The organism is Streptomyces cucumeris, assembly GCF_024295805.1.
Classification (GTDB): Bacteria; Actinomycetota; Actinomycetes; order Streptomycetales; family Streptomycetaceae; genus Streptomyces; species Streptomyces cucumeris.
On sequence record NZ_JANCLX010000002.1, the window covers coordinates 268459 to 282257 of the forward strand.

Annotated in this window: 14 protein-coding genes and 2 tRNA genes; 9 read left to right on the top strand and 7 right to left on the bottom strand. The window is 72.3% G+C overall.

The annotated features are described in order from the left end of the window. Nucleotides 1–35: 35 nt before the first annotated feature. The 3 genes from NMK44_RS04160 to NMK44_RS04170 all read left to right on the top strand — a co-directional run bounded on the left by NMK44_RS04160 (nucleotide 36) and on the right by NMK44_RS04170 (nucleotide 2475). A tRNA-Met gene (locus NMK44_RS04160) sits at nucleotides 36–109 on the top strand. A gap of 181 nt (nucleotides 110–290) precedes the next feature. Next, nucleotides 291–2129, top strand: a complete 1839-nt coding sequence (locus NMK44_RS04165; RefSeq protein ID WP_254738278.1) for a tetratricopeptide repeat protein — start codon at nucleotides 291–293, stop codon at nucleotides 2127–2129. A gap of 272 nt (nucleotides 2130–2401) precedes the next feature. Further along, nucleotides 2402–2475 (top strand) — tRNA-Met (locus tag NMK44_RS04170). A 94-nt stretch (nucleotides 2476–2569) separates the two neighbouring features. On the opposite strand, the gene NMK44_RS04175 is transcribed toward NMK44_RS04170, so the two are convergent. Further along, nucleotides 2570–2986 (bottom strand): Fur family transcriptional regulator, encoded by a 417-nt coding sequence (locus NMK44_RS04175; RefSeq protein WP_254738280.1) that lies wholly within the window; start codon nucleotides 2984–2986, stop codon nucleotides 2570–2572. Nucleotides 2987–3147: 161 nt separating this feature from the next. Between NMK44_RS04175 and NMK44_RS04180 the strand changes: the two genes are divergently transcribed. Next, a complete protein-coding gene (locus NMK44_RS04180; RefSeq protein WP_254738282.1) occupies nucleotides 3148–4614 on the top strand; it encodes a catalase in 1467 nt (488 codons plus the stop codon). Between the two features lie 84 nt (nucleotides 4615–4698). Here NMK44_RS04180 and NMK44_RS04185 read toward each other — a convergent pair whose 3' ends face one another. Then, on the bottom strand, nucleotides 4699–5091 hold the full coding sequence (locus NMK44_RS04185) for a CBS domain-containing protein (protein WP_254738733.1): 393 nt from the start codon (nucleotides 5089–5091) through the stop codon (nucleotides 4699–4701). A gap of 287 nt (nucleotides 5092–5378) precedes the next feature. Next, on the bottom strand, nucleotides 5379–6173 hold the full coding sequence (gene hisN, locus NMK44_RS04190) for a histidinol-phosphatase (RefSeq protein WP_254738284.1): 795 nt from the start codon (nucleotides 6171–6173) through the stop codon (nucleotides 5379–5381). 135 nt (nucleotides 6174–6308) lie between these two features. On the opposite strand from hisN, the gene NMK44_RS04195 reads away from it, so the two are divergent. Then, complete coding sequence (locus NMK44_RS04195) at nucleotides 6309–7013, top strand: TetR/AcrR family transcriptional regulator (RefSeq protein WP_254738286.1); 705 nt, start codon at nucleotides 6309–6311, stop codon at nucleotides 7011–7013. Here the strand turns inward: NMK44_RS04195 and NMK44_RS04200 are convergent. From NMK44_RS04200 to NMK44_RS04215, 4 genes are all read right to left on the bottom strand, one after another. Beyond that, complete coding sequence (locus tag NMK44_RS04200) at nucleotides 6958–7281, bottom strand: DMT family transporter (RefSeq protein WP_254738288.1); 324 nt, start codon at nucleotides 7279–7281, stop codon at nucleotides 6958–6960. The two genes, NMK44_RS04195 and NMK44_RS04200, sit on opposite strands and share 56 nt — an antisense overlap. A 106-nt stretch (nucleotides 7282–7387) precedes the next feature. After that, complete coding sequence (gene rsgA, locus NMK44_RS04205) at nucleotides 7388–8395, bottom strand: ribosome small subunit-dependent GTPase A (protein ID WP_254738290.1); 1008 nt, start codon at nucleotides 8393–8395, stop codon at nucleotides 7388–7390. Nucleotides 8396–8407: 12 nt separating this feature from the next. Then, nucleotides 8408–9760, bottom strand: coding sequence for a 3-phosphoshikimate 1-carboxyvinyltransferase (gene aroA, locus NMK44_RS04210; protein WP_254738292.1), 1353 nt, complete (start codon nucleotides 9758–9760; stop codon nucleotides 8408–8410). 116 nt (nucleotides 9761–9876) lie between these two features. Beyond that, on the bottom strand, nucleotides 9877–10590 hold the full coding sequence (locus NMK44_RS04215) for a M50 family metallopeptidase (RefSeq protein WP_254738294.1): 714 nt from the start codon (nucleotides 10588–10590) through the stop codon (nucleotides 9877–9879). A 110-nt stretch (nucleotides 10591–10700) separates the two neighbouring features. On the opposite strand from NMK44_RS04215, the gene NMK44_RS04220 reads away from it, so the two are divergent. The 4 genes from NMK44_RS04220 to rsrA all read left to right on the top strand — a co-directional run bounded on the left by NMK44_RS04220 (nucleotide 10701) and on the right by rsrA (nucleotide 13629). Next, nucleotides 10701–11549, top strand: coding sequence for an SOS response-associated peptidase (locus NMK44_RS04220; RefSeq protein WP_254738296.1), 849 nt, complete (start codon nucleotides 10701–10703; stop codon nucleotides 11547–11549). Nucleotides 11550–11592: 43 nt separating this feature from the next. Continuing rightward, nucleotides 11593–12240, top strand: a complete 648-nt coding sequence (locus NMK44_RS04225; RefSeq protein WP_254738298.1) for an alpha/beta hydrolase family protein — start codon at nucleotides 11593–11595, stop codon at nucleotides 12238–12240. 373 nt (nucleotides 12241–12613) lie between these two features. Next, complete coding sequence (locus tag NMK44_RS04230; RefSeq protein WP_254738300.1) at nucleotides 12614–13303, top strand: sigma-70 family RNA polymerase sigma factor; 690 nt, start codon at nucleotides 12614–12616, stop codon at nucleotides 13301–13303. Beyond that, nucleotides 13300–13629, top strand: coding sequence for a mycothiol system anti-sigma-R factor (rsrA, locus tag NMK44_RS04235; protein WP_254738302.1), 330 nt, complete (start codon nucleotides 13300–13302; stop codon nucleotides 13627–13629). The genes NMK44_RS04230 and rsrA overlap by 4 nt, the downstream gene beginning before the upstream one ends. The last annotated feature ends 170 nt before the right edge of the window (nucleotides 13630–13799 follow it).

A 13799-nucleotide genomic window follows, 5' to 3' on the forward strand; every position in this document is an offset into this window, starting at 1 on the left:
CAGTCCCGCGCCGTGGTACGGTGATCGTGCAACGGCGCGGGGTGGAGCAGCTCGGTAGCTCGCTGGGCTCATAACCCAGAGGTCGCAGGTTCAAATCCTGTCCCCGCTACTGACAGACGAGGCCCGGATCCGCAAGGATCCGGGCCTCGTTGTGTGTTCAGTGAGCGTCTACTCGGGGAACTCGGATACAAGCGTTTGGGTTGTCTCTCTGTGGGCAAGTCGACAAAACGCTGAAGTGACCTCCTTGGCTGCGGTATACCAGGTGTACGCCGGATACGAGTGATGTCACGATGGGATATATGGGGGACAGGGTCAGTCTGTTGGAGACAGGGCGTTTTGCGCACACGCATGACGATGCCGAGGAAGAGACCCGGCACCGCCGTGCCGCGGAAGCGGGCGACACCGCCGCGATGAGCGCACTGGGTGCGCTGCTCCTGCGCCGGAGCGATCTGGACGGTGCGGAGCCGTTTCTGCGGGCCGCCACCGCCGAGGGGGACCGCGCCGCCGCCAACAACCTCGGAGTCCTGCTCCACCAGCGCGGTTACGCGGACGAGGCGGCCGGGTGGTGGCGCGTCGCCGCCGTCGCCGGATCCGCCGCGGCCGCCCACGCCCTGGGCCGCCACCACCGCGAGCGCGGCGATGAGCCCGCCGCCGAGTACTGGCTGCGCCAGTCCGCCGAATCCGGCCACACCCTGGGCGCGTACGCGCTGGCCGATCTGCTGGAGCACCGCGGCGACATCGGGGCCGAGCGCTGGTTCCGTACGGCCGCCGAGCGCGGCCACCGCGAGGCCGCCTACCGGCTCGCCCGGATCCTCGACCGCCGGCACGACGAGGCCGCGGCCGAGGGCGAGCCGCGCCGCACCGGCACCGAGGCCGAGCCGGAGGAGGCCGAGCAGTGGTACCGGCAGGCCGCCGCGCGCGGCCACCGGCGCGCCGCCCTGCACCTGGGCACCCTGCTGGAGAAGCGCGGTGAGACCCAGGAGGCCGGGCGCTGGTACCTGACGTCCGCCAAGGACGGCGAGGCCCGCGCCGCCTGCGCGCTCGCCTTCCTGCTGCGCGACGCGGGGGACACCGACAGCGCCGCCGTCTGGTGGCACCGCGCCGCCCAGGACGGCGACGGCAACGCGGCGAACGCACTGGGCGCGCTGCACGCCGACCGCGGGGAGACCCAGACCGCCGAGCGCTGGTACCGCGCCGCGCTCGACGCGGGCGACATCAACGGCGCCTACAACCTCGGTCTGCTCTGCGCCGAACAGGGCCGTACCGCCCAGGCCGAGCAGTGGTACCGCCGCGCCGCCTACGCCGGCCACCGCGAGGCCGCCAACGCGGTCGCCGTACTGCTGCTCCAGCGGGGCGACGCGGCGGGCGCCGAGCCGTGGTTCTCCAAGGCGGCCGAGGCGGGCAGCGTCGACGCCGCGTTCAACCTGGGGATCCTGCACACCGGCCGCGAGGAGGAGCGCGCGGCCCGGCAGTGGTACGAGCGGGCCGCCGCGGCCGGGCACACCGACGCCGCGCTCCAGGTCGGCATCGCGCTGCTGCGGGAAGGCGACGGCCAGGCCGCCGAGCGCCATCTGCGCTGCGCCGCGGGCGGCGGCAGCGCCGAGGCGGCCTTCCAACTGGCCGCGCTGCTCGACCGGTCGGCGGTCGGCGGTGACCCCACGGCCACCGGCACCGGGTTCGGCACCTCGTCCGGGACGCGGTTCCCCGCCCCGGTGACCGAGGACGGACCCGTGCCCGAGTACGAGGAGTGGTACGAGCGCGCGGCGCGCCAGGGCCACCGCCGCGCCCAGGTGCGGGTGGGCATGCTGGCCGCCGCCCGGGGCGATGTGGTCGAGGCCGCGCGCTGGTACCGGATGGCCGCCGAGGCGGGCAGCAGCAACGGCGCGTTCAACCTGGGGCTGCTCCTGGCCCGGGAGGGCAGCGAGCCGGAGGCCGCCCTGTGGTGGACGCGCGCGGCCGGGGCCGGGCACGGCCGCGCCGCGCTGCGGCTGGCGCTGCTGGCGGCCCGCCGCGGGGCGCTCGCGGAGGGCCAGCGGTGGTGTGCGCGGGCGGTCGAGCTGGGGCCCGCGGAGGTCGCCGAGCGGGCGGCGCGCCTGCGGGACGCGCTCCAGCAGGAGCTCACCGCCTAGGTCCGGTCGTGCGGTCCGCCCCCGGCTGACGCTGGGAGGTGCCCCCTGCACCGGACGCCGCGGGCTGATCCATGAAGACCGGCAGGACAGGGCCTGGGTCCGCCCGGCGGACCCGGGCCCCGGCTGATCCACGAGGCGCGGCCGCGGCGTCCGGCCCAGGTCGGGGGCGGTTCCGGGGGCCGGATCCCGGGCCGTCGGGTGGCGGCCGGGTGGCGCGCGGGTAACCGGTTTGCTCTGGTCGGCGGCCGCGGGTTAAGGTTGCTTCACACCGACGCGGGGTGGAGCAGCTCGGTAGCTCGCTGGGCTCATAACCCAGAGGTCGCAGGTTCAAATCCTGTCCCCGCTACGAGAACGAAGGGCCCGGATCCCAGGATCCGGGCCCTTCGTCATTTTCCGTATGTCCGAGGCCCTCGGGGGCGCCCGAAGGCGACCGCAGGGCGTCAGGCGGCCGCGCAGTCCGGGCAGAGCCCGCGGTAGGTCACCTCGACGTCGGAGACGGCGAACCCGAAGCGCTCCCCCGCGGGGAGATCGGCCAGCGGGTCACCGGTGGGGTGGACATCACGGATCGTGCCGCACCGCGCGCACACCAGGTGCTGGTGGGCGTGGTGGGCGTTGGGGTCGTAGCGCTTGGCCCGGCCGTCGGTGCTCACCTCGATCACCTCGCCGAGCGAGACGAGCTCGCCGAGGGTGTTGTACACCGTGGCGCGCGAGATCTCGGGCAGCCGGTCGGCCGCCCGCGCATGCACCTCGTCGGCGGTGTAGTGCACATGGTCCCCGTCGAGGACCTCGGCGACGACGCGCCGCTGTGCGGTCAGCCGCCAGCCGCGTCCCCGGAGCCGTTCCAGCAGGTCACTCATGCCATTCACCTATCAGTCAGATAAGGACAAGGGTAGCAGCGGATCAGTCCATGGCCGGAATGCGTATCACTCTCCATGTGTTCTTGACTTAGACAATGTCTAATGTAGGGTGGTGTCCACCCCGAATCCAGGGGCAGGACGCGAGTACGCGGGAGGCGCACGTGACGGTCCAGGACAACACCAGCGGTCCGCTGACCACGGAATCCGGCGCTCCGGTGGCGGACAACCAGAACAGCGAGACGGCGGGTGCCGGCGGTCCGGGTCTGATCCAGGACCAGCACCTGATCGAGAAGCTGGCCCACTTCAACCGGGAGCGGATCCCGGAGCGGATCGTCCATGCGCGGGGTGCCGGAGCGTACGGCACCTTCACGGTGACCGCGGATGTGACGCCCTACACCCGTGCGGCGTTCCTCTCCGAGGTCGGCAAGCAGACCGAGACGTTCCTGCGCTTCTCCACGGTGGCCGGGAACCTGGGCTCGGCGGATGCGGTGCGCGACCCGCGCGGTTTCGCGCTGAAGTTCTACACCGAAGAGGGCAATTACGACCTGGTCGGGAACAACACCCCGGTGTTCTTCATCAAGGACGCCATCAAGTTCCCCGACTTCATCCACACCCAGAAGCGCGATCCGTACACCGGTTCGCAGGAGGCGGACAACGTCTGGGACTTCTGGGGTCTGTCGCCCGAGTCCACCCACCAGGTCACCTGGCTCTTCGGCGACCGCGGTATCCCCGCGTCCTACCGGCATATGAACGGCTACGGCTCGCACACCTACCAGTGGACCAATGACGCCGGTGAGGTCTTCTGGGTCAAGTACCACTTCAAGACCGACCAGGGCATCAGGAACCTCACCGCCGAAGAGGCCGAGGTGATCGCGGGCAAGGACCCCGACAGCCATCAGCGCGATCTGCGCGAGGCCATCGAGCGCGGTGACTTCCCCCGCTGGACCGTGCAGGTGCAGATCATGCCCGAGGCGGACGCGGCGGACTACCGGTTCAACCCGTTCGACCTGACCAAGGTCTGGCCGCACGAGGACTACCCGCCGATCGAGATCGGCACGCTGGAGCTCAACCGCAACCCGCGGAACATCTTCGCCGAGGTCGAGCAGTCGATCTTCTCGCCCGCCCATCTGGTGCCGGGGATCGGCCCGTCCCCGGACAAGATGCTCCAGGGCCGGCTGTTCGCCTACGGCGACGCCCACCGCTACCGCGTCGGGATCAACGCCGACCACCTGCCGGTGAACCGGCCGCACGCCACCGAGGCGCGCACCCACGGCCGGGACGGCTTCCTGTACGACGGCCGTCACGCGGGCGCCAAGAACTACGAGCCGAACAGCTTCGGCGGTCCGGCGGAGACCGGCCGTCCGCTGTGGCAGCCGGTCACGGTCTCCGGCCGCACCGGTGACCACCCCGCTCCCTCGCACGCCGAGGACGACGACTTCGTCCAGGCGGGCAACCTCTACCGGCTGATGTCGGACGAGGAGAAGGAGCGCTTGATCGCCAACCTCGCGGGCTTCATCGCGCGGGTGTCGCGCGATGACATCGCGCACCGGGCGATCGGGAACTTCCGCAGGGCGGACGCGGACTACGGCAAGCGGCTGGAGGCCGCGGTCCAGGCCCTGCGCGGCTGAGGGCGCTTGCCGTAAGAACCGGAGAGGCCGGACGCCAAGGGGCTCCGGCCTCTCCGTGTGCCACGGGGGCGCCGGACCGGTGCCTCAGGCCATCGCGGGCTGCGGGACCGGGGCCCAGCAGCGGATGATGTCGCGCACCGAGACCACCCCGACCGGATCGCCCGCGTCGAGCACGATGAGATGGCGGAAGCCGCCGTGCGACATCGTGCGCGCCGCCTGGTCCAGCGTCCATCCGGGGGCCGCGAAGACGACATCTGCGGTGGTGTGGGAGTGCGCGGTCTCGAGGTCGGGATCCTGGCCCTCGCCCAGGGAGTTGAGGATGTCCCGCTCGGTGAGGATGCCGAGTCCGCTGGTGTCGGGATCGAGCACGACGGCCGATCCCACCCGGCGGGCCGACATCAGCCGGGCGGCCTGGCGGAGTGTGTGTGCGGGGCCGATGGTGAGGACCACCGAGCTCATGGCGTCACGGACGTACATGGGCATGGATGGAGCCACCTCCTTGGTGCATCCACGGGAATCCGGCACCGGAGGGCACCTGTGAAAGGATGCACAAGTTCACAAGGTCCTGGATTCTCATGTTCACATGCCTTGGCGGACTCAACAAGGGCGCGCGGAAGCGGACTCACCACTTCCTGGCTCCTCCGCGCCGGTTGACCCTCCGAGCGGGCCCCGGACGCCTCCGCACGCCCCGAGGCGCCCCGCGGGCACCCCGGGACTCATGGCCTCCGGGACTCAGGGCCTCCGGGACTCGGGACCCCCGGGACTCAGGACCGGAGGTGATCCAGCAGCGGGCCGTGGAGCAGTCCGTTGGACGCCGCCGCGTCACCGCTGTTCGGCCCCGGCACCCCGTCCAGCCCGGTGAAGCGGCCGCCCGCCTCCTGGACGATCACCGCGTTCGCCGCCATGTCCCACAGCGACAGTTCCGGTTCGGCGCAGATGTCCACCGAGCCCTCGGCGACCATCATGTACGGCCAGAAGTCGCCGTAGCCGCGGGTGCGCCAGCAGGCCCGGGTCAGCTCCAGGAAGCGGTCCAGCTTCCCCCGCTCCTCCCAGCCGCTGAGCGAGGAGTACGCGAACGAGGCGTCGGCGAGCCGGGTCACCCCGGAGACCCGCAGCCGGGAGGCGGACGACAGGCTCCGCCCGGTGTACGCGCCGAGCCCCTCCGCCGCCCACCAGCGGCGGCCCAGCGCCGGCGCCGAGACCACTCCGACCACCGGCCGGTCGCCGCCCTCGCCGCGCTCCATCAGCGCGATCAGGGTGGCCCAGACCGGCACCCCGCGAACGTAGTTCTTGGTGCCGTCGATCGGGTCGATGACCCAGCGGCGCGGTCCGCTGCCCTGGCTGCCGAACTCCTCGCCGAGTACCGCGTCGCGTGGCCTGGCGCGCTGAAGCTGGCCGCGGATCAGCTCCTCGGCCGCCTTGTCGGCCTCGCTCACCGGGGTCATATCGGGTTTGGTCTCGACCTTGAGGTCCAGGGCCTTGAACCGCTCCATCGTCGTGGCGTCGGCGGCGTCCGCGAGGACATGGGCCAGACGCAGGTCATCGTGGTAGTCGGGCATGGCCGAACAGTATCGAGCCGGGATGAACCGAAGCCACATGAGCGCGCCCGGGGCACGGTGTGCCGGAGCGCGCGGATGCCTTGACAGTGTCTGGCGCTCCGTCAATTCTGTCCGCACCCGGCCGGGGAGGTGGCGGTGCCCGCAGCACGCGAATCCTTGTTGGACGCGGCCTTCACCGCGCTCGCGGGAGGCTCGTGGGCGGCGGTCCGGATGGTCGACGTCGCGTCGGCCGCCGGGGTCTCGCGGCAGACGCTCTACAACGAGTTCGGCGGCAAGGACGGTCTGGCCCGCGCCCTGGTGCGGCGCGAGGCGGATGCGTACCTCAGCGGGGTGGAGCGGGTGCTCACCCAGCCGCCCGGCGCCACGGACCCCGGTGAGCGGCTGGCCGCGGCCGCCGTCTGGACGGTCCGGACCGCGACCGATAACCCGCTGGTGCGGGCGGTGCTCACAGGCTGCTGGGGGGAGCGGTTGCCCGCGCCCGCGGGGACCTGCCCGCCACCACCGCGGGCCGCGCGCTCGCTGCGCCCCCGGGCCGCGGAGCGGGCGGAGGGCCTGGCACCGCTGCCCACCCCGGTCGAACTGCTGGGCCAGGTCCGGGAGCGGTCGGTGCGGCTGCTGGCCGGGCAGTGGCCACGGGCCGGGCCGGGGGAACTGGCCCGCGCCTGCGATACGGCCGCGCGGCTGGCGCTGGCCTATGTGGTCGCCCCCGCCCCGGCGGCGGACGTGGCGACGGTGGTGCGCGGCGCGCTGGCCGCCCCGCCGCTCAGCGCCCCGGGCCGGAGAGTCAGTGCCCCGAGCCGGAGAGCTGGAGCCCCATCACCCCGACGATCACCAGACTGATGGAGACGATCTTCAAGGTGGAGACCAGGTCGCCGAGGAAGACCATGCCGTAGATGGCGGTCCCGGCCGCCCCGATCCCCGTCCACACCGCGTACGCCGGGCCCACGTCCAGCTTCTTCAGCGACAGGGTCAGCAGTCCGAAGCTGCCCAGTGCGAAGGCGGCGAAGGCGACGGTGGGCCAGATGCGGGTGAAGCCGTGCGAGAGCTTGAGACAGACGGCGAACCCGGTTTCGAGGATTCCGGCGACCACGACCAGCAGCCACGCCATACAGATTCCTCCCGTATCGCTGACGGCCGCGTTCGCCGGAGGGTGCCTTGATGTGATTATCCATTTACCTCCCGTAGTGGGCGGCAAACGTGGCCGGGCGCCCGGATCAGTCCCCCTCGCGCCGCTCCCGGGTGGCGAGCAGCCGCCGCAGCGAGTAGAGACGGGCCGGGTCGGCGTGGCCGTCGGTCACCCACTGGTCCAGCGCGCAGTCCGGCTCGTCGTGGCTGCACGCGCGCGGACAGCCCTCGGTGCCCGGCTCCAGCTCCGGGAAGGCGTGGATGACCCGCGCCGGGTCCACATGGTGCAGTCCGAAGGAGCGCACGCCCGGTGTGTCGATCACCCATCCCTTGTCGTCCGGGAGGGGGAGGGCGAGGGCGGAGGTGGTGGTGTGACGGCCCCGCCCGGTGACCGCGTTCACCCGGCCGGTGGCCCGTTTGCGGTCCGGGACCAGAGCGTTGACCAGGGTGGTCTTCCCCACTCCCGAGTGGCCGACGAAGACCGTGACCCGGTCCGCGAGCCGCTCGCGCACCCGCTCCGCGGCCTGTCCGTCGGCGAGTTCGTCCCGGTTGGTGACGGCGTAGGGCACACCGAGGGACTGGTACGTCTCCAGCAGGGTGTCGGCCGGGGCCAGATCGGACTTGGTCAGGACGAGCAGGGGCTCCAGACCCGCGTCGAAGGCCGCCACCAGACAGCGGTCGATCAGCCGCGGCCGGGGCTCGGGGTCGGCGAGCGCGGTGACGATCGCCAGCTGGTCGGCGTTGGCGACCACCACCCGTTCGTACGGGTCGTCGTCATCGGCGGTCCGGCGCAGCACGGAGGACCGCTCCTCGACCCGGACGATCCGGGCCAGGGTGTCCTTGTCGCCGGAGAGATCGCCGACGACCGCGACCCGGTCGCCGACCACGACGCCCTTGCGGCCCAGTTCACGGGCCTTCATGGCGATGATGGTGCGGTCCTCGACCAGGACGGTGAGCCGTCCGCGGTCCACCGTCAGGACGAATCCCTCGGCGGCGTCCTCGTGTTTGGGGCGGATGCTGGTGCGCGGGCGGTTGCCCTTGCGGTTGGGACGGACCCGTACGTCGTCCTCGTCGGTGTGCTTGCCGTAGCGGCGCATGGCGGCAGACTCTCAGGCTCTCCGCGCCGAGGGTGTCGTCGCGTCGAGCATGCCGGTCCACAGGCCGGGGAAGTCGGGCAGGGTCTTGGCGGTGGTCGCCACGTTCTCGACCTGGACGCCCTCGACGGCCAGACCGATGACCGCGGCGGCGGTGGCCAGCCGGTGGTCCTCGTAGGTGTGGAAGATCCCGCCGCGCAGCGGGGCCGGGGAGATCCGCAGACTGTCCTCGGTCTCGGTGACCTCACCGCCGAGGCCGTTGATCTCCTTGGCCAGGGCGGCCAGCCGGTCGGTCTCGTGCATCCGCAGGTGGCCGATGCCGCGCAGCACCGAATCGGAGTCGGCGAGCGCCGCGACCGCCGCGATCACCGGGGTGAGCTCGCCCACCTCGTGCAGATCGGCGTCGATACCGGTGATCCGGCCGGTGCCGGTGAAGGTCAGACCGGCCTCGGTCAGCTCACAGGAACCGCCCATCTCGGTGAAGATCCGGCGCAGCTCGTCGCCGGGCTGGGTGGTGTGCTCGGGCCAGTCGGGGATGGTCACCCGGCCGCCGGTGACCAGGGCGGCGGCCAGGAACGGCGCCGCGTTGGACAGATCGGGCTCGACGACCAGGTCACGGCCGAGCAGCGCGCTCGGCGCCACCCGCCAGACGCCCCGCTCACCGCCGGCCTCGGGGGTGTCCACCCGGGCGCCCGCGGCGCGCAGCATGTCCACGGTCATCCGGATATGCGGCAGGGAGGGCAGCGCGGCGCCGACGTGGCGCACCTCGACCCCCTGGTTGAAGCGCGGCGCGGACAGCAGCAGCGCGCTGACGAACTGGGACGAGGACGAGGCGTCGATCCGCACCGGGCCGCCGTCCAGCGCCCCGCCGCCGTGCACGGTCATCGGCAGCGCGCCGCGGCCGTCGTCGTCGATCCGGGCGCCGAGCGCGCGCAGCGCGTCGATCACCCCGTGCAGCGGACGCTCGTGCGAGCGCGGGTCGCCGTCGAACCGGATCGGTCCGTCGGCCAGGGCGGCGACCGGCGGCAGGAAACGCATCACGGTGCCCGCGTTGCCGACGTCCACCGTGGCCGGGCCGTGCAGTCCGGCCGGGATGACCCGCCAGACCTCGCCGCCGCCGTCGGGGCCCACGCCCTCCTCGATGCCCACGCCCATCGCCCGCAGCGCCTCGGCCATCAGCAGGGTGTCGCGGGAGCGGAGCGGACGGCGCAGCCAGCCGGGTTCGGCGGCGAGCGCGGCCAGGATCAGACCGCGGTTGGTAACCGACTTCGAGCCGGGCACGGTGACGGTCGCGTCGACCGCTCCGTCGGCGGTCGGAGCGGGCCAGAGGGCGGGGTGCGAGCCCGGGGATGTCTCAATGCCGGTCATGGGTCTCACTTTAGTGGCTCGCCGAGAATGCCATTCTCGATCAAAAGTGGCGAAACCCAGTCGAAACACAGAGCCACCCTTCTTGGCGCACGGGGTGCGCCGGGGGCTCGTACGGCTCACATCCCCAGCAGCCAGCGACCGCCGGCGAGCAGTGAGCACAGCGAGACGACGTGGAACAGCAGCAGCCAGGCACCGGCCGGAATGCCGGTGAGCCGGGCCAGTTGGTCGGGGTCGGAGTCGTACGCGCCGCCGAGCCGGCGCTTGCGCTGGAGCTCGAAGGGCGGGCGGACACCGCCCAGCAGCAGGAACCACACCACCGCGTAGGCGAACGCCGCCTGGACATCCGGTCCGGTCAGCCAGGAGACCAGGAAGAAGGCGGCGCCGGTGAGGACGACGGTGAGCACGCCGTACGCGTTGCGGATCATCACCAGCATCGCGGCGAGCAGCGCCGTGGTCCCCCACAGCAGGGCGGTGATGTGGTTCGAGGCCAGCAGCCAGGCACCGGCCAGCCCCAGCAGCGAGGGCGCGGTGTACCCGGCGGCCGCGGTGAGGATCATGCCCAGGCCGGTCGGCTTGCCGCGCGAGACGGTCAGCCCCGAGGTGTCGGAGTGCAGGCGTATGCCGTCCAGCCGCCGCCCGCTGAGCAGCGCGACCAGCCCGTGGCCGCCCTCGTGGGCGATGGTGATGGCGTTGCGGGATATCCGCCAGGTCGTCCGGTAGACCACCACGGCCAGCGCGACGAGCCCGGTGGAGACGACCAGCCAGCTGGTGGGGTCCGGCTGGGTTCCGACGACGCGGTCCCACAGCTCGGCGGCGTTCGTGACGTCCATGGGCGGGCGGCTCCTCGCGGCTGGCGTTGCGGTCGGCCCCTGGCGGGCCGTCGGGCTCGATTCCCGGCTCGGCGGCCACCGGGCGCGGGCGTCGTGGCAGTGTGGCACCTATGTGCGGTCGATACGCAGCGAGCCGGAAGCCGGAGGATCTCGCCGGGGCCTTCGGAGTGGAGAAGTGGGAGCCGGCGGAGACCCTGGCGCCCGACTGGAACGTCGCGCCCACCAAGGGTGTGTACGCGGTGCTCGAACGCCCCTTGAAAGACGCCGCGGAGCCGCGTCCGGTCCGCCAGCTCAGGGCGCTGAAGTGGGGGCTGGTGCCGTCCTGGGCGAAGTCGCCCGAGGGCGGGGTGAAGATGATCAACGCCAGGGCGGAGACGGTACACGAGAAGCCCTCGTACCGGCGGCCGTTCGCCTCGCGCCGCTGCATCCTGCCCGCCGACGGCTATTACGAGTGGGTGACCGGGTCCGGGGAGCGGCAGTTGGAGGAGAAGGGGAAGCGCAAGCGGCCGCGCAAGCAGCCGTACTTCGTGACCCCGGTGGACGGTTCGGTGATGGCGATGGCCGGGCTGTACGAGTTCTGGCGGGACCGGACGCTGCCGGATGAGCACCCCCGGGCGTGGTGGGTGACCTGCACGGTGATCACCACGGAGGCGGAGCGGGAGCCGTTCGCCGAGGTGCCCGGCGCGCCGGCCGCCGGGGCATCGGCGGACGAGGGCGGCGGACCGCGTTCGCTGGCCGATATCCACCCCCGGATGCCGCTGGTGCTCACCGAGGACCGCTGGGCGGAGTGGCTCGATCCGGCCCGTACCGACCCGGACGATCTGCGTCCGCTGCTGGCCCCGCCGCCCGCGGGTCTGCTGCGCGCGTACCCGGTCGGGACCGGGGTCAGTGATGTCCGCAACAACGGCCCGGAGCTGCTGACGGAGCTGGAGGCGCCGGAGGAGGCCACGCTCTTCTGACGCCTTCCGCGCTGTGTGCCCCGTGGCACGGCAGGATGGCCGGGTGAGTACGAAGACGACCGAAACCGTGCCGACCCCGGTCGGCGATGCCCGTATCACCTGGCATCGCGTCCCCGGCGCCCGTGCCGTGCTGGCCGTGAGCCATGGCGCGGGCGGCGGGATCGAAGCGCGGGACCTGCGTGCCCTGGCCGCCGGGCTGCCCGCACACGGGGTGAGCGTCGCGCTGGTGGAGCAGCCCTGGCGGGTGGCCGGGAAGAAGGTCGCGCCCGCGCCGAAGACGCTCGACACCGGATGGCGCGCCCTGTGGCCCGCGCTGGAGAAGGCCGGGCTCCCGGTGGTCGCGGGCGGCCGCAGCGCGGGCGCCCGGGTGGCCTGCCGGACCGCCCGTGAGCTGGGCGCGGCCGCCGTGCTGGCACTGTCCTTCCCGCTGCATCCACCGGGCAGGCCGGAGAAGTCCCGTGCGGAGGAGCTGCTGGGGGCCGGGGTGCCCACCCTGGTGGTCCAGGGCGGCCGGGACCCCTTCGGCCGCCCCGAGGAGTTCCCCCGGCTGCCCGCCGGGAGCGAACTGGTCGAGGTGCCCCACGGCGACCACGGCTTCGCGGTGCCGAAGTCGGCCGGTATCGGTGAGGCGGAGACCCTCGCGGTGATCACCGAGGCGGTCACCGGCTGGCTGCCCCGGGCTCTGGGCTGACCGGACCGGCTGGGGCCTGGCGGGTCGGCAAGGTTCGGCCGGGTCCCGCTTCCCCCCCCGGTGGCCGGGTCCTCCGGGTCCGGCCCGGGGCCCGCAGGACCCGGCATTTCCGGGCTCGGACCGGGAATGCCGGGGGCGGGTCCGGTGTTGCACGGGACATCGGTATTCACCGCGCGATGGCACCGCACGAGGAAAGGGAGTTCCCCGCATGGGTTCGCTTGCTTGCCCGGCCCGCCCGCACGCCGCTGACCTGGAGTGGACGCAAGCGGAGGCGGCGCAGACCGCGAAGATTGGAGCGGCGGGCGGACCGGAAGGTCGTCTATTCTCCGATTCGAGCGGGTCCGCATCCGGCCCCGCCCCGAAGCTGGAGGAGGTGGGTCAGGTCACTGGGACCGACGCAGGGACCGACGGCGTCAACGAGGGAGAGCCGGCCGAGCGGCCGCAGGAGACCGCCGCCGAGCGCAATGCGCGCTTCGAGCGGGACGCGCTCACCTTCCTCGACCAGATGTACTCCGCCGCGTTGCGCATGACGCGTAATCCGGCCGATGCCGAGGACCTCGTACAGGAGACGTACGCGAAGGCGTACGGCTCCTTCCATCAGTTCCGTGAGGGCACCAACCTCAAGGCGTGGTTGTACCGCATCCTCACCAACACCTTCATCAACTCGTACCGCAAGAAGCAGCGGGAACCGCAGCGCAGCGCGGCCGAGGAGATCGAGGACTGGCAGCTCGCGCGCGCCGAGTCGCATATGTCGACGGGGCTGCGTTCGGCCGAGTCCCAGGCCCTCGACCACCTGCCGGATTCGGACGTCAAGGAGGCCCTCCAGGCCATCCCCGAGGAGTTCCGTATCGCGGTGTACCTCGCGGATGTCGAGGGGTTTGCGTACAAGGAGATCGCCGACATCATGGGGACACCCATCGGTACGGTGATGTCCCGCCTGCACCGGGGGCGCCGTCAGCTGCGTGAACTGCTGGAGGACTACGCGCGTGGGCGCGGGCTGGTCCCGGCGGGCGCGTCCGCCGCGGCGGACGAGTCGCACGATCGGAAAGGCGCGGGCTCATGAGCTGCGGAGAGCCGCACGAGACGGATTGCTCCGAGGTCCTCGACCATCTCTACGAGTTCCTCGATCACGAGATGCCGGACGGCGACTGCGCCAAGTTCGAGGTGCATTTCGACGAGTGCTCCCCGTGCCTGGAGAAGTACGGTCTGGAGAAGGCCGTGAAGAAGCTGGTCAAGCGGTGCTGCGGCCATGACGACGTGCCCAGCGACCTCCGGTCGAAGGTGATGGGCCGGATCGAGCTGATCCGGTCCGGCCAGGCGGTTCCCGAGCGGGAGATCACCGCGGAGACCCCCGCCCCGGAGAACGCCCCCAGCACCGCCCAGGAGTGATCCGCACCGCCCCGGAGTGATCCGCGGCGGAGTGTGACCACCACGGGGTGCCACGGTGGTCCGATCATCACCCGAAGGTGTGCAATCGGGCGGCTCGCCCGGTCGTCACCGCCGCTCGCGGCTCTATCCTCCCGAATCTGACCCGCCCCGCCCGTGAGGGGCGCAGGGCG